A 15,746-nucleotide genomic window follows, 5' to 3' on the forward strand; every position below is an offset into this window, starting at 1 on the left:
CAAAAATTCACCGGAAGAATATGATGAAACACATTACAGGCAAGGCAGCGCTGCTGGCGCTGAGCATGATCTCGGCTTCAGCATGCGCATCACACTGGAGCTACGAAGGGGAAGGTTCGCCGGAACACTGGGGCGAGTTGGACGAGGCATACAAGACCTGTCAAAGCGGAATGAACCAGTCTCCCATTAATATTGATTCGACCGCAAACGCCCATCTCTCCCCGCTACAAACCCACTACGTCGATGGCCCTGTTACGCTGACAAACAACGGCCATACCATTCAGGCAAGTGAACAGGCTGACACCCGCGATACCCTTTCCCTTGATAAGCAAACCTGGACGTTACAGCAGTTCCACTTCCACGCGCCGAGCGAAAACACCGTTCATGGCAAGAAATATGCAATGGAAATGCACCTGGTTCATAAAAATGCCAGTGGGGAACTGACGGTGGTGGCGGTCATGTTTGATAAAGGAGCCGCAAACCCGGAGCTTGAAAAACTGTGGCGCGTTATGCCTCAGCAGGCCGAGCAAAATGTCTCCATCAAACAAGATCTTAACCTTAACAAACTGCTGCCAAAAGATAAAACGTACTGGCGCTTTAGCGGTTCATTGACCACCCCTCCGTGTTCAGAAGGCGTCACCTGGATTGTGCTTAAACAGCCCCTGACCGTTTCTGCAGAACAGCTTGATAGATTCACCCATACAATGCATCACGATAATAACCGTCCGGTACAGTCGCTGCATGGGCGTGTTGTGGTCGAATAAGACGCATTTTTCGCATGACGATCATGTTCTAAAATGCGACGCAGATCGCAAAGAAGTGGGATAATCTGCTGCTAAAAACAGCAGATTATCCCGCTTCAGCGACGCATTTATTCAGAAATGATGAGAAGTTACGGGAAATTGTAAGCGCCTATAAAATAACCATTATCATATAACATAATGATTTAAATGATGATTAATTTTGAATGGAATGATTGAGCGGCGATTCCTTGATCTATAACAGTGGATTGTTCAAAGTTTGGCCTTTCATCTCGTGCAAAAAATGCGTAATATACGCCGCCTTGCAGTCACAGTATGGTCATTTCTTAACTCATGCGCATCGGACACCACCAGCTTAGAAATCGCCTGATCGCAGCCCCTATGGCAGGTATTACAGACCGGCCATTCAGGACGCTGTGCTATGAGATGGGAGCCGGTTTAACCGTATCCGAGATGATGTCGTCTAACCCGCAGGTTTGGGAAAGCGATAAATCCCGCCTTCGGATGGTGCACGTTGATGAACCAGGTATTCGCACCGTGCAAATTGCCGGAAGCGTGCCTGAAGAGATGGCAGATGCCGCGCGGATTAACGTGGAAAGTGGTGCCCAGATTATTGATATCAATATGGGGTGCCCGGCCAAAAAGGTGAATCGCAAGCTTGCAGGTTCAGCCCTTCTGCAATACCCCGACCAGGTGAAAGCTATCCTGACGGCGGTTGTCAGCGCAGTGGACGTTCCTGTTACGTTGAAGATTCGCACGGGTTGGTCGCCGGAACACCGTAACTGTGTAGAGATTGCCCAACTGGCCGAAGACTGTGGCATTCAGGCCCTGACCATTCATGGACGCACTCGCGCCTGTTTGTTCAACGGTGAAGCTGAATACGACAGCATTCGGGCAGTTAAGCAGAAAGTTTCCATTCCGATTATCGCGAATGGCGACATAACTGACCCGCTTAAAGCCAGAGCTGTACTCGACTATACGGGAGCTGATGCTCTGATGATAGGACGTGCAGCTCAGGGAAGACCCTGGATCTTCCGGGAAATCCAGCATTATCTGGACACTGGGGAGCTGCTTGCCCCGCTGCCTCTGGCAGAGGTTAAGCGCTTGCTTTGTTCGCATGTTCGGGAACTGCATGACCACTACGGCCAGGCAAAAGGGTACCGAATTGCGCGTAAACACGTCTCCTGGTATCTCCAGGAGCACGCTCCAGATGACCAGTTTCGGCGCACATTCAACGCCATAGAGGATGCCAGCGTACAGCTGGAGGCGTTGGAGGCATACTTCGAAAATCTTGCGTAATGAAATAAAGAGCTGACAGAACTATGTTCGAACAACGCGTAAATTCTGACGTACTGACCGTTTCTACCGTTAACTCTCAGGACCAGGTAACTCAAAAGCCCCTGCGTGACTCGGTTAAACAGGCACTGAAGAACTATTTTGCTCAACTGAACGGTCAGGATGTTAATGACCTGTATGAGCTGGTACTGGCTGAAGTTGAACAGCCACTGTTGGACATGGTGATGCAATACACCCGCGGTAACCAAACCCGCGCTGCGCTGATGATGGGTATCAACCGTGGTACTCTGCGTAAGAAACTGAAAAAATACGGCATGAACTGATACTAATCAGTTAAATGCTTGTTTAAAAAGGCGCTCTTCGGCATGGGGAAGCGCCTTTTTTATTACCTGTGCCTCTCCGTCAACGCATTGTAAACCTTCGCTTATCCCGCTTTTCAACCACGGTTTTTCGTGTATATTTCCCCCACCTTACTGGCGTTCTTCCCGCGGAATGACACAATGATTCGTAAATACTGGTGGCTGGTTGTCTTTGCAATCTCCGTTCTCATTTTCGATGCACTCCTGATGCAATGGATCGAACTGATGAGCACCGAAACCGATAAGTGTCGCAATATGAACTCCGTCAATCCGCTGAAACTCGTGAACTGCTCCGAGCTCGACTAACCGCCCGATTGCGCCAGCCCCCCGTTATTACCCACTAAAAACGGGGATTTAAATCCCTTTGAGCCATTACCTGACGGTGATAATGTCTCGCCCTTCTCAACCGCTCTAGCGTAACCCCACACTCGAGTAGAACCGTCCATGCTGGTCAGCCAATACAACCATATCCTTGTCGTCCTCTCCTTTGTTGTTGCCATCCTTGCTGCGTATACCGCGCTGAACATGGCTGCACGCGTCGCCGGGAGTGAGGGCGTCGCTGCCCGCGTCTGGCTGGCTGGCGGCGGTATTGCAATGGGCATTGGCGTATGGGCCATGCATTTTATCGGCATGCTGGCGATGGACCTCTCCATGAGCATGAGCTACAACGCCACCCTGACGGTGTTATCCATGGTCATCGCCGTGGGGTCGTCGCTGTTTGCGTTATGGCTCGTGAGCTGCGAGCAATTACGCTTGCGCCGGCTGCTGCCCGGCGCGCTGGTGATGGGGAGCGGTATTGTTGCCATGCATTACACCGGCATGGCGGCGCTGGAAGTGATGCCCGGGATTATCTGGGACAAGGTCTGGGTGGCCATTTCGGTCGCGATTGCGCTTGCCGCTTCGCTCGCGGCACTATGGCTGACCTTCCGCCTGCGTCGCGAAGCCGCGCAGGTCGTGCTGATGCGCATGGGGGCCGCCATCACGATGGGCATTGCCATTGCCGGTATGCACTATGCCGGAATGAAAGCAGCGCAGTTTCCCATGTCCACAATGGTTCATCATGAGGGGATTAACGGGAGCTGGCTGGCGGTGCTGGTCAGCGTCGTCGCGCTCTCTATTCTTGGGATCACCCTGCTGGTGTCGATGCTGGATGCCCGCCTTCAGGCACGTACCGCCCTTCTGGCCTCGTCGCTGGCAGAAGCTAACCGGGAACTCGCTCAACTGGCGCTGCACGATACCCTGACGCGTCTGCCCAACCGTATCCTGCTGGAAGACAGACTCGACCAGGCCATCAGCAAAGCCGCTCGTGAAGGGAGCCACTTTGCCCTGATGTTCATGGATCTCGACGGCTTTAAAGCCATCAATGACGCCTACGGCCATGATGTCGGTGACAGGCTGCTGGTCGCCGTTACGCAGCGTCTGCTGCTTCTCCTGAAAGGCCAGTTCACCCTTGCACGTATCGGCGGTGATGAATTTGTTCTGCTGGCTGAAGGAGAAGGTCCGGACGACGCGGCATCGCTGGCGAACTCGCTGGTGCGTGCGATCGATAGCCCGTTCAATCTCGACCCCTATGAACTGGTGGTGACCCTCAGCATTGGTATCGCGCTCTATCCTCATGACGGCAAAACCGAGCGTGAGCTGATGTTTAACGCCGACGCGGCGATGTATCACACAAAGCATATGGGCCGTAACGGTTACCACTTTTTCCAGCCCTCCATGAATACCCTTGCGCAGACCCATCTCCAGTTAATGAACGATCTGTGGATGGCGCTCGATCGCAATGAGCTGCGCCTGCTGTATCAGCCAAAATTTCACGCTCCCGCGGGTCCTATACTCGGATTTGAGGCGTTATTGCGCTGGCAGCACCCTAAGCAGGGGTTACTGACGCCGGACCTTTTTCTGCCGCTGGCGGAAAAAACGGGGCTGATCATCCCCATTGGCAACTGGGTGATAAATGAAGCCTGTCGCCAGCTGCGGGAATGGCATCTTCAGGGGCATCAAAGCTGGTCAATGGCGGTAAACCTGTCGACACTGCAGTTTGAACAACCTTCACTGGTTAAAACGGTTCTCGACTGCCTGGCACTTCACCGTGTTCCACCGGAAATGTTGATCTTAGAAGTGACGGAAACCACGGCGATGAGCAACCCAGATGAGAGTGTTCGGGTGCTGACAGAGCTGACGGATGCGGGCGTGAAGGCCTCCATTGATGATTTTGGCACCGGATATTCGAGCCTGCTGTACCTCAAGCGCTTACCGGCCTGTGAATTGAAAATCGACAGGGCGTTTGTGAAAGAGCTCAGCGGCGAAAGCGAGGATGCCACTATTGTCTCAGCAATTGTGGCCCTCGCTAAAACACTTAACCTGAAAGTCGTGGCTGAAGGTGTGGAAACCGAAGCACAGCAAGCCTTTTTAACCGAGCTGGGCTGTAACACCCTTCAGGGTTATCTGTTAGGTAAACCCGCCAGCGCGCAGACCATCGAAGCACTTTGTGCCCGAGGGGAAATGTTACCTGGCGCTGAGCTGTAAACATCATCAGCAGGCGACACGCGAATGACAGGGAGTGTCGCCAGTATGCTATCGACCAGAGCGGGCGCCTGCTGATAAAGATTAAAACTGTCGTTATTCATTAACCAGTTTTTAATTATTCCGCTAAAAAAACCGTGGAATACGATCAAGGTGAGATCAATATTCACCTTTGGCGAAATGATATTGCGCGAAATACAGGTCTCCAGCGTGGCACGTAGCGTGTCATCATTGAATCCAATACGCTTTCTGATTTCACGCTCTGAAATCATATCACTGCTAAATTCACACTTATGATACAGAATTTGTAAAAGCGCACATTGCCGGGGCTCACGGGCAATATACTGCAGCGCGGTAATAAATTGCTCACGAAGTTTTAACAACGGGTTGTCACTATCGGAAAGGGAAAGCCTGTCGCGAATAATGTCGCGAAGCGGTAATTGCTGTTCACAGATGGCATTGAATATTTCAGCTTTACTGGTGAAGTGCCAGTAGATCGCGCCGCGCGTCACCTTTGCAGCATCAGCGATATCCGTCAGCGTCGTGCTGGCTACGCCACGCGTCGCAAACTGCCCGATAGCCGCCTCAATCAACTGCTGCCGGGTTTGTTGAGCCTCTTCTTTCTTTTTACGCGCCATAGGCAACTACTCGTTACTCACAAGGTTGAAAGGTAATATTGCGTTCATGTAAATCTAAGTATTCACTAAAATCCGTTTTAATTTTGCACAAAAAAAGTCAATTCGCTTAATTTATAATTAAGACAAATACATCAAATCAATTAAATTCATGAAATGAATAATTAGACAACATTAAACGCATTTACCTGATTAACATACCTGAAGTATATCCTCGAATAGACCAGGTCTGATTCTGATTTTTTTCTACAAGCATGGTCATTCGCACTTATAAATTAAAAAACATTAAATACCCTCATTATTATACGCAGCTACATTTTATTTTTATCCCTCTGCCCCAGCTACCGATTCACGGCATATATCGGTTAATGGGTATTTAAAGGAACAGTAATGACGAATCATTTCAGACGCTTGCCTTTATCCGGTTTCATTGTCTGCGCGGTACTGCTCACTGGATGCGATGGTCAGGAAAATCAACAACAACACCTGCAGGCGCCACAGGTCAGCGTGCATATTGTGAAAAGTGCGCCTCTGGCTGTCACCACTGAACTCCCGGGCAGAACAGATGCATTTCGCGTTGCGGAGGTTCGTCCTCAGGTGAGCGGCATCATCCTTCGCCGCAACTTCACGGAAGGTAGCGATGTCAAAGCGGGTGATTCACTTTACCAGATTGATCCTGCGACCTATCAGGCAGCCTATGACAGCGCGAAAGGCGAACTGGCGAAGGCTCAGGCAGCGGCAAATATTGCGCACCTGACGGTAAAACGTTATCTCCCGCTGGTAGGCACCCAATATGTCAGTAAGCAGGAGTATGACCAGGCCGTGGCGACCGCTCAGCAGGCAGATGCCAGCGTTGTTGCTGCAAAAGCCGGCGTTGAAAGCGCACGTATCAACCTTGCCTACACCAAAGTGACCTCCCCTGTTGATGGCCGTATCGGGAAATCCAGCGTGACCGAAGGGGCGCTGGTGACGAACGGGCAAGCCGCAGCGCTGGCAACGGTCCAGCAGCTCGATCCGATTTATGTCGATGTCACCCAGTCCAGTAATGATTTTATGCGCCTGAAACAGACGAGCCTGCAAAAAGGCGATACCGCCAGCAGCGTTGAACTGCTGATGGAGAACGGACAGCCCTATCCGCTGAAAGGCACATTGCAGTTCTCTGACGTCACGGTCGATGAAAGTACCGGCTCGATTACCCTGCGCGCCATATTCCCGAACCCTCAGCATCTGTTATTACCCGGCATGTTTGTTCGCGCCCGCATTGATGAAGGCACCCAGCCGGACGCGATTCTGGTACCACAGCAGGGCGTGACCCGTACGCCGCGAGGCGATGCAACCGTCCTGGTGGTGAACGATAAAAACCAGGTTGAGCCGCGAACCGTCGTGGCCCCTCAGGCAATTGGCGATCGCTGGCTGGTGACTGAAGGGCTGAAAAACGGTGACCGCGTGATTGTCAGTGGGCTACAGAAAGTCAGACCAGGGGTAACCGTCGTCGCCACGCCGGATACCACCACGACGCCAGCCGGCTAAGGGACGACGACATGGCTAATTTCTTTATTCAGAGACCGGTTTTCGCCTGGGTACTTGCCATCATTTTAATGATTGCAGGCGGGCTGGCCATTCTCAAACTCCCCGTCGCACAGTATCCAACCATTGCCCCTCCCGCCGTGGCGATTTCTGCGACCTACCCGGGAGCGGACGCTCAAACGGTGCAGGATACCGTGACCCAGGTTATCGAACAGAACATGAACGGTATCGATAACCTGATGTATATGTCCTCCACCAGCGATTCAGCGGGTAACGTTACCATCACCCTGACCTTCGAGTCAGGAACCGATCCGGACATCGCTCAGGTGCAGGTGCAGAACAAGCTGCAGCTTGCTATGCCGCTGCTGCCGCAAGAGGTTCAGCAGCAAGGGATTGGCGTGGAGAAATCCAGCAGCAGCTTCCTGCTGGTCGCCGGTTTTGTTTCAGACAACAAAAGCCTCACCCAGGATGACATCTCTGACTATGTCGCCTCAAACGTCAAAGATGCCATCAGCCGAACGTCTGGTGTCGGTGACGTTCAGCTGTTTGGCACTCAGTATGCGATGCGCATCTGGCTCGACAGCAACGCGATGAACAAATACCAGCTAACGCCACTGGATATTATCAACCAGCTGAAAACCCAGAACGATCAGATAGCGGCAGGCCAGCTGGGCGGAACGCCGTCCATTCCAGGGCAGCAGCTGAATGCCTCGATCATTGCGCAAACCCGCCTGAAATCACCGGAGGAGTTTGGCCGCGTGACGCTCAAGGTGAACCAGGACGGCTCGATGGTTCATCTGAAAGACGTGGCTCGTATTGAGCTGGGTGGCGAAAACTATAACATGGTCACTAAAATCAACGGACAGGCGGCAACCGGTCTGGGGATTAAGCTGGCAACCGGGGCAAATGCGCTGGACACCGCAGCCGCCATTAAGAGCAAGCTGGCGCAACTGCAGCAGTTCTTCCCACAGGGGCTGAAGGTTGTCTATCCCTATGACACCACGCCTTTTGTCAAAATCTCCATCCACGAAGTGGTGAAGACGCTGTTTGAAGCGATCATTCTCGTCTTCCTGGTCATGTACCTGTTCCTGCAAAACCTGCGTGCGACCCTCATCCCGACTATCGCGGTGCCGGTCGTTCTGCTGGGTACCTTCGCGGTTCTGGCGGCGTTTGGTTTCTCCATCAATACCCTGACGATGTTCGGCATGGTGTTGGCGATAGGTCTGCTGGTTGATGACGCTATCGTGGTCGTTGAGAACGTTGAACGTGTCATGGTCGAGGACAAGCTGCCGCCGAAAGAGGCCACGCAGAAGTCGATGGAGCAGATCCAGGGCGCACTGGTGGGGATCGCCATGGTGCTCTCGGCGGTCTTTATTCCGATGGCCTTTTTCGGCGGCTCAACGGGGGCAATCTATCGCCAGTTCTCGCTGACTATCGTTTCCGCTATGGCGCTGTCCGTTCTGGTTGCGCTCATCCTGACGCCCGCCCTCTGTGCAACGTTGCTTAAGCCCGTATCCGGCGATCATCATGAGAAAAAAGGTGGCTTCTTCGGCTGGTTTAATGCGCTCTTTGATAAAAGCGTGGAGCACTACAGCAACAGCGTGAGCGGTATTTTGCGTAAGACAGGGCGCTATCTGGTGGTGTACGTCATTATTGTCGGTGGGATGGCGGTGCTCTTCCTGCGCTTGCCCACCTCCTTCCTGCCCGAAGAGGATCAGGGGGTGTTTATGACGATGGTTCAACTCCCGGCAGGTGCAACCCAGACGCGTACTCAGCAGGTTCTCGACCAGGTTCAGGATTACTATCTGAACAAAGAGAAGGCGAACGTTGCATCTGTCTTTACCGTAAACGGCTTTAGCTTTAGCGGCCAGGGTCAGAACTCCGGTATTGCATTCGTCAGCCTGAAGCCCTGGGAGGAGCGCCCGGGCTCGGAAAATGGCGTCGAAGCCATTGTGGGTCGCGCGACGAAAGCCTTCAGTCAGATTAAAGATGGCCTTGTGTTCCCGTTTAACCTGCCTGCAATTATTGAGCTGGGTACCGCCACGGGCTTCGACTTTGAATTGATCGATCAGGCTAACCTGGGGCATACCCAGCTGACGCAGGCGCGTAACCAACTGCTTAGCATGGTGAAAGAGCACCCTGACCTGCTGGTTCGCGTGCGCCCTAACGGTCTTGAAGATACGCCTCAGTTCAAGCTGGATGTCGATCAGGAGAAAGTGCAGGCGCTGGGCGTCAGTCTTTCTGACGTCAACCAGACGATTTCGACGGCCTTAGGTGGCACCTATGTGAACGACTTTATCGATCATGGGCGCGTGAAAAAGGTTTACGTACAGGCCGACGCCAAATTCCGTATGTTGCCAGGTGATATTAACAACCTTTACGTGCGCAGCGCGAATGGGGAAATGGTGCCGTTCTCCGCCTTTAGCAACGCTCACTGGGTCTATGGTTCACCTCGCCTGGAGCGCTATAACGGGATGCCCTCTATGGAGATCCTGGGTGAATCCGCTCCGGGTAAAAGTACCGGTGAGGCCATGGTTATGATGGAAAGTCTCGCGGCAAAACTGCCTTCCGGCATCGGCTATGACTGGACGGGGATGTCTTATCAGGAGCGGCTCTCAGGTAACCAGGCGCCTGCACTGTACGCCATTTCCCTGATCGTAGTGTTCCTGTGTCTGGCAGCGCTGTATGAAAGCTGGTCCATTCCGTTCTCCGTTATGCTGGTTGTACCGCTGGGGGTCATTGGGGCGCTTCTCGCTGCATCATTGCGGGGGTTAAACAATGACGTTTATTTCCAGGTCGGCCTGCTGACAACGATTGGTTTATCCGCGAAAAACGCCATCCTGATCGTCGAATTTGCTAAGGACCTGATGGATAAAGAAGGTAAAGGCATCATTGAGGCCACGCTGGAAGCTTCCAGAATGCGCCTTCGACCGATCCTGATGACGTCTCTGGCCTTTATCCTTGGAGTCATGCCGCTGGTGATCAGCACCGGGGCCGGGAGCGGCGCGCAAAACGCCGTCGGTACGGGCGTTATGGGAGGGATGCTTTCCGCAACGCTTCTGGCGATTTTCTTCGTGCCCGTCTTCTTTGTGGTTGTTCGGCGACGATTTACTCATCATAAAGAGTAATGTTCTCCTGAAAAGGCACCTCTGGTGCCTTTTTATTTTTTTAACATAAACAATAAATTAGGATTTACATCAAGGCAGCATTAAAAATAGGATGATTTGCATTAAGTAAAAACAGTCTCTTGCATCTTCATAATGTCTCCATTAATTCCTCCTGAACCCAACTTTTCTCCACGATTTTTACAAACTACATAATTTGAGATTATTCCTCGTGTAACGAGGACTTACCCCGGTGGTAAAATAACCTCCAGTTCGTTAATAGCCCTCCTGGCTTTATAGCGAATGAGAAATAATACTGAGGTAACATCATGAAAAGATTCATTTCCGTTGCACTTCTCGCTGCGCTGCTTGCTGGTTGCGCGCACGACTCTCCATGTGTACCGGTTTACGACGACCAGGGCCGACTGGTTCATACCAATACCTGTATGAAAGGTACTACTCAGGACAACTGGGAAACTGCGGGTGCAATCGCTGGCGGTGCTGCCGCAGTAGCGGGTTTGACGCTGGGTATTGTTGCCCTGACGAAGTAACATCTGTTGAGAAAGCGCGGCTTTGGCCGCGCTTTTGCTTTTAATGAGTGCAGTATTTTCAAATAAGTAAAAAAATAGCCCCGTATTTATTCATGTAATTAAACCAAGCCTTAAATCCGTCACAACTTTTTCGCATATTCATTCAAATTACTTATTCTATCGTGATGATTTTCACACATTAATATTATTGAATACCCTGCCAATATTCACCCTGGAAACTATCTCCTCTTTTTCCTGACCCGACTCAAAACTTTTGCTCCGATTTGTGGCACAGGTTGTAATTTCGCACCGTTTCGGGGCGCTCGTTTTATTTAAGCCTGTCTACACTCAGCATTAAGCGTTCACTCGTCTCTTATTTTGTCGAACGCAAAACTGGCATTACGTTTGCTTTATAAACGTTGGCCAAAGCCACAGACAGGTTAAGCGTTTAAAAAACGCCTCTATAACGATAAATTTCGCCACACAGGATGCATTATGAAAAAGACGATGATAGCCAGCCTGGCCGCTGCAGGCATGTTGTTTGCCGTAGCCGGTCAAGCCCATGCGGGAACGACACTGGATGCCGTTAAAAAGAAAGGTTTTGTTCAATGTGGTATCAGTGACGGTTTGCCTGGCTTCTCTTATGCCGATGCGAACGGCAAATTTACCGGTATTGATGTGGATGTCTGCCGTGGCGTTGCAGCCGCCGTTTTTGGTGATGACAGCAAAGTAAAATACACCCCGCTGACGGCGAAAGAACGCTTTACGGCGCTGCAGTCCGGCGAGGTCGACATGCTCTCCCGTAATACCACCTGGACTTCCTCCCGTGATGCTGGCATGGGGATGTCATTTACGGGCGTGACCTATTATGACGGCATCGGTTTCCTGACCCACAATAAAGCAGGCCTGAAAAGCGCCAAAGAACTGGATGGCGCCACCGTTTGTATCCAGGCGGGCACCGATACCGAGCTGAACGTCGCAGATTATTTCAAAGCAAACAACATGAAATACACCCCAGTGACATTCGACCGCTCGGATGAATCGGCCAAAGCGCTGGAATCCGGCCGTTGCGACACGCTGGCTTCTGACCAGTCACAGCTGTATGCCTTGCGCATTAAGCTGAGCAACCCGGCAGAGTGGATTGTCCTGCCAGAAGTCATCTCCAAAGAACCTCTCGGCCCCGTCGTTCGTCGTGGTGATGAAGACTGGTTCTCCATCGTTCGCTGGACGCTGTTTGCCATGCTGAACGCAGAAGAGATGGGCATCAACTCTAAAAACGTTGATGAGAAAGCGGCTAAGCCATCTAACCCGGATATGGCACATCTGCTCGGTAAAGAAGGTGATTTCGGCAAAGATTTGAAGCTGGATAACAAGTGGGCTTACAACATCATCAAACAGGTGGGCAACTACTCTGAGATCTTTGAGCGCAACGTGGGATCGGAAAGCCCGCTGAAGATCAAACGCGGCCAGAACAATCTCTGGAACAACGGCGGTATTCAGTACGCGCCACCAGTACGTTAAGTCATAGCTGTAACGGGCACTGCTCCGGTAGTGCCCACTCCAGAGTCATGGTTACTGAGGTTTCTTTATGTCCCATCGCCGCTCAGCCGTAAAAGGATCGCTATCCTTTTCTCATCCCGCGGTCCGCGCCTGGCTATTCCAGATTATTGCTATTGTTGCGGTTGTTCTCATCGCCGTGTATCTCATCCATAACACCATCACCAACCTGAATAACCGCGGCATTACCTCCGGTTTCGCGTTTTTAGACCGCAGCGCGGGGTTTGGTATTGTTCAGCACCTTATTGATTACCAGGAAGGTGACACGTACGGACGCGTGTTCGTGGTCGGTTTACTGAATACGCTGTTGGTATCGGCGCTTTGTATCGTCTTCGCGTCGATACTGGGCTTCTTTATTGGCCTGGCGCGTCTTTCTGAAAACTGGCTCCTGCGGAAACTGTCGACTGTTTATATCGAGACGTTCCGTAATATCCCCCCGCTCCTGCAGATCTTCTTCTGGTATTTCGCCGTACTGCGTAACCTTCCCGGTCCCCGTCAGGCCGTCGACGCGTTTGAGCTGTTTTTCCTCAGTAACCGAGGGTTATCCATTCCTTCTCCTCAGCCGGGCGAAGGACTGTATGCTTTCATTGGCGCGATCGTGATAGCGCTTGCTCTCTCTGCTGGGGTATTCCGTTTTAACCGCAAGCATCAGATCAAAACCGGTCAGCTTCGTAGAACCTGGCCCACGGCAGTTGTCCTGATCGTTAGCCTTCCGCTAATCGCGCACTGGCTATTTGGGGCGGCGCTGCACTGGGACATTCCACATCTGCGGGGCTTTAACTTTCAGGGTGGGATGGTATTAATTCCCGAGCTGGCAGCCCTGACGCTGGCGCTATCGATTTATACGTCCGCGTTTATCGCCGAGATTATCCGTGCGGGGATCCAGGCCGTACCTTATGGGCAGCACGAGGCGGCACGCTCGCTGGGATTGCCTCATACCGTGACGCTTCGCCAGGTCATTATTCCGCAGGCTTTACGGGTCATTATTCCCCCCCTGACCAGCCAGTATCTCAATATTGTCAAAAACTCGTCTCTGGCCGCTGCCATTGGTTACCCGGATATGGTGTCACTCTTCGCCGGAACCGTGCTTAACCAGACCGGACAAGCCATTGAAACCATCGCCATCACGATGTCTGTCTACCTGATCATCAGCCTGGTGATTTCATTGCTGATGAACCTTTATAACCGTCGTATAGCACTGGTCGAGCGCTAAGGATCTATGATGACAAAAGCGATACTGTCGCACTCCTCGCGCCCTGCCAACTCGACAGGTGGACGTTTCATTCTCTGGGCGCGTAAGAATCTCTTCTCCAGCTGGAGCAACAGCCTGCTGACGATTGTCTGCCTGTGGCTGATGTGGGAATTGATTCCTCCCCTGCTGAACTGGGCATTTTTACAGGCCAACTGGTTCGGTTCAACCCGAGCAGACTGCACAAAAGCCGGCGCCTGCTGGGTGTTTATTCATGAGCGCTTCGGCCAGTTTATGTATGGATTGTATCCTCATGAACAGCGCTGGCGGATTAATCTGGCGCTGGTTATCGGCCTGCTCTCCGTTGCGGCCATGTTCTGGAAAAAGCTGCCTCATCGTGGACGCTATATTGCCGGCTGGGCTGTGGTTTATCCAATTATTGTCTGGGTACTGTTGTATGGCGGTTTCCTGGGACTGGAACGCGTTGAAACACGCCAGTGGGGCGGGCTGACGCTGACGCTGATCATCGCTTCAGTGGGGATAGCCGGTGCGCTACCGTGGGGGATTTTACTGGCGCTGGGACGGCGTTCAAAAATGCCTATCGTCCGCGTGCTCTCCGTTATCTTCATTGAGTTCTGGCGCGGCGTACCGCTTATCACCGTTCTGTTTATGTCGTCGGTCATGCTGCCGCTGTTTATGGCAGAAGGTACCACCATCGACAAGCTGATCCGTGCCCTGGTGGGGGTGATTCTCTTCCAGTCCGCCTATGTCGCTGAAGTTGTGCGAGGTGGTTTGCAGGCGTTACCTAAAGGCCAGTACGAAGCGGCGGAATCACTGGCTCTCGGTTACTGGAAAACACAGGGGCTGGTCATTCTTCCCCAGGCACTCAAGCTGGTCATCCCGGGTCTGGTCAATACGATCATTGCCCTCTTCAAGGATACCAGCCTGGTGATCATCATTGGATTGTTCGATCTCTTTAGCAGCGTGCAACAGGCAACCGTTGACCCTGTCTGGCTGGGTATGTCCACCGAAGGATATGTCTTTGCAGCCCTGATCTACTGGATCTTTTGTTTTAGCATGTCGCGCTACAGCCAGCATCTGGAAAAGCGCTTTAACACCGGGCGTACACCGCACTGAGGAAATTATGAGCCAAATAACTATGACACCCGCCGACGCGATGATTACGCTGGAAAATGTGAATAAATGGTACGGACAATTTCATGTCCTGAAGGACATTAATCTTAAGGTAAAGCAGGGAGAACGCATTGTCCTTTGCGGCCCTTCTGGCTCCGGGAAATCAACAACCATTCGCTGTATTAATCATCTTGAAGAACACCAGCAAGGACGCATTGTGGTTGATGGTATCGAGCTGAATGAAGATATCCGCAATATTGAACGCGTACGTCAGGAAGTAGGAATGGTATTCCAGCACTTTAATCTGTTTCCGCACCTGACCGTTCTGCAGAACTGTACGCTTGCGCCAATTTGGGTACGAAAGATGCCGAAAAAGGAAGCGGAGGCATTAGCCATGCACTACCTGGAGCGCGTACGTATCGCAGAGCATGCCAATAAGTTTCCAGGCCAGATATCGGGTGGCCAACAGCAGCGTGTGGCGATCGCGCGATCGCTGTGTATGAAACCGAAAATTATGCTGTTTGATGAACCGACATCTGCCCTGGATCCGGAAATGGTGAAAGAGGTTCTGGACACCATGATTGGGCTGGCGCAATCCGGTATGACCATGCTGTGCGTGACGCATGAGATGGGGTTTGCGCGAACCGTGGCCGACCGGGTGATCTTTATGGATCGCGGGGAGATTGTTGAGCAGGCACCGCCGGATGAGTTCTTTGCGCATCCGAAGTCAGAACGTACGCGAGCATTCCTGTCGCAGGTAATTCATTAGTCGTTTGCTCTGCCGGGTGGCGACTTCGCCTCACCCGGCCTACCGTTTTTCTGTGCATAAACGCAAAAAGGCCATCCTTTCGGATGGCCTTCTCACTTATTTGATGTCTGGCAGTTCCCTACTCTCACATGGGGAGACCCCACACTACCATCGGCGCTACGGCGTTTCACTTCTGAGTTCGGCATGGGGTCAGGTGGGACCACCGCGCTAAAGCCGCCAGACAAATTCTTTTACTTCTTGCCGAACTTTAACCTAAGTATAAAGTGGTGCTGATACCCAGAGTCGAACTGGGGACCTCACCCTTACCAAGGGTGCGCTCTACCAACTGAGCCATATCAGCACGCTAAATTTGATGCCTGGCA

At 52.1% G+C, this 15,746-nt stretch carries 13 protein-coding genes, 1 tRNA gene and 1 rRNA gene; 12 read left to right on the plus strand and 3 right to left on the minus strand.

Annotated features, from left to right (window positions below):
• Positions 1 to 23: 23 nt before the first annotated feature.
• The 5 genes from N037_RS06430 (at position 24) to N037_RS06445 (ending at position 4,942) form a co-directional block, all read left to right on the plus strand.
• The gene (locus tag N037_RS06430) at positions 24 to 764 is read left to right on the plus strand and encodes a carbonic anhydrase (RefSeq protein WP_032639768.1); all 741 of its coding nucleotides are present in this window, start codon (positions 24 to 26) and stop codon (positions 762 to 764) included.
• Between the two features lie 330 nt (positions 765 to 1,094).
• Positions 1,095 to 2,060, plus strand: a complete 966-nt coding sequence (dusB, locus tag N037_RS06435; RefSeq protein WP_023309409.1) for a tRNA dihydrouridine synthase DusB — start codon at positions 1,095 to 1,097, stop codon at positions 2,058 to 2,060.
• A 23-nt stretch (positions 2,061 to 2,083) separates the two neighbouring features.
• Positions 2,084 to 2,380: a DNA-binding transcriptional regulator Fis gene (fis, locus tag N037_RS06440; RefSeq protein WP_000462905.1), complete on the plus strand. Its 297-nt coding sequence runs from the start codon at positions 2,084 to 2,086 to the stop codon at positions 2,378 to 2,380.
• Between the two features lie 177 nt (positions 2,381 to 2,557).
• Positions 2,558 to 2,722 (plus strand): DUF2556 family protein, encoded by a 165-nt coding sequence (locus N037_RS23535; RefSeq protein ID WP_008502862.1) that lies wholly within the window; start codon positions 2,558 to 2,560, stop codon positions 2,720 to 2,722.
• Between the two features lie 138 nt (positions 2,723 to 2,860).
• Positions 2,861 to 4,942 carry a putative bifunctional diguanylate cyclase/phosphodiesterase gene (locus N037_RS06445; RefSeq protein WP_023333650.1) on the plus strand — a complete coding sequence of 694 codons (2,082 nt, stop codon included), beginning with the start codon at positions 2,861 to 2,863 and terminating at the stop codon, positions 4,940 to 4,942.
• Here N037_RS06445 and envR read toward each other — a convergent pair.
• Positions 4,858 to 5,577 carry an acrEF/envCD operon transcriptional regulator gene (gene envR, locus N037_RS23540; RefSeq protein WP_072163898.1) on the minus strand — a complete coding sequence of 240 codons (720 nt, stop codon included), beginning with the start codon at positions 5,575 to 5,577 and terminating at the stop codon, positions 4,858 to 4,860. The two genes, N037_RS06445 and envR, sit on opposite strands and share 85 nt — an antisense overlap.
• A gap of 387 nt (positions 5,578 to 5,964) precedes the next feature.
• Between envR and N037_RS06450 the strand changes: the two genes are divergently transcribed.
• The 7 genes from N037_RS06450 (at position 5,965) to N037_RS06480 (ending at position 15,384) form a co-directional block, all read left to right on the plus strand.
• Complete coding sequence (locus tag N037_RS06450; RefSeq protein ID WP_032639770.1) at positions 5,965 to 7,104, plus strand: efflux RND transporter periplasmic adaptor subunit; 1,140 nt, start codon at positions 5,965 to 5,967, stop codon at positions 7,102 to 7,104.
• 11 nt (positions 7,105 to 7,115) lie between these two features.
• Positions 7,116 to 10,229, plus strand: a complete 3,114-nt coding sequence (locus N037_RS06455) for an efflux RND transporter permease subunit (protein WP_032639771.1) — start codon at positions 7,116 to 7,118, stop codon at positions 10,227 to 10,229.
• A 305-nt stretch (positions 10,230 to 10,534) separates the two neighbouring features.
• Positions 10,535 to 10,756, plus strand: a complete 222-nt coding sequence (locus N037_RS06460; protein WP_008502867.1) for a lipoprotein — start codon at positions 10,535 to 10,537, stop codon at positions 10,754 to 10,756.
• A gap of 474 nt (positions 10,757 to 11,230) precedes the next feature.
• Positions 11,231 to 12,256 (plus strand): amino acid ABC transporter substrate-binding protein, encoded by a 1,026-nt coding sequence (locus tag N037_RS06465; protein ID WP_023333654.1) that lies wholly within the window; start codon positions 11,231 to 11,233, stop codon positions 12,254 to 12,256.
• A gap of 67 nt (positions 12,257 to 12,323) precedes the next feature.
• Positions 12,324 to 13,505 (plus strand): amino acid ABC transporter permease, encoded by a 1,182-nt coding sequence (locus N037_RS06470; RefSeq protein ID WP_032639774.1) that lies wholly within the window; start codon positions 12,324 to 12,326, stop codon positions 13,503 to 13,505.
• Between the two features lie 9 nt (positions 13,506 to 13,514).
• Positions 13,515 to 14,618, plus strand: a complete 1,104-nt coding sequence (locus N037_RS06475; protein WP_032639777.1) for an amino acid ABC transporter permease — start codon at positions 13,515 to 13,517, stop codon at positions 14,616 to 14,618.
• A gap of 7 nt (positions 14,619 to 14,625) precedes the next feature.
• Positions 14,626 to 15,384: an amino acid ABC transporter ATP-binding protein gene (locus N037_RS06480; RefSeq protein ID WP_014171880.1), complete on the plus strand. Its 759-nt coding sequence runs from the start codon at positions 14,626 to 14,628 to the stop codon at positions 15,382 to 15,384.
• 105 nt (positions 15,385 to 15,489) lie between these two features.
• Here the strand turns inward: N037_RS06480 and rrf are convergent.
• A 5S ribosomal RNA gene (gene rrf / locus N037_RS06485) occupies positions 15,490 to 15,605 on the minus strand.
• Positions 15,606 to 15,648: 43 nt separating this feature from the next.
• Positions 15,649 to 15,724 (minus strand) — tRNA-Thr (locus N037_RS06490).
• Between the last annotated feature and the right edge of the window lie 22 nt (positions 15,725 to 15,746).

The organism is Enterobacter sp. EGD-HP1, assembly GCF_000733275.2.
Lineage (GTDB): Bacteria > Pseudomonadota > Gammaproteobacteria > Enterobacterales > Enterobacteriaceae > Enterobacter.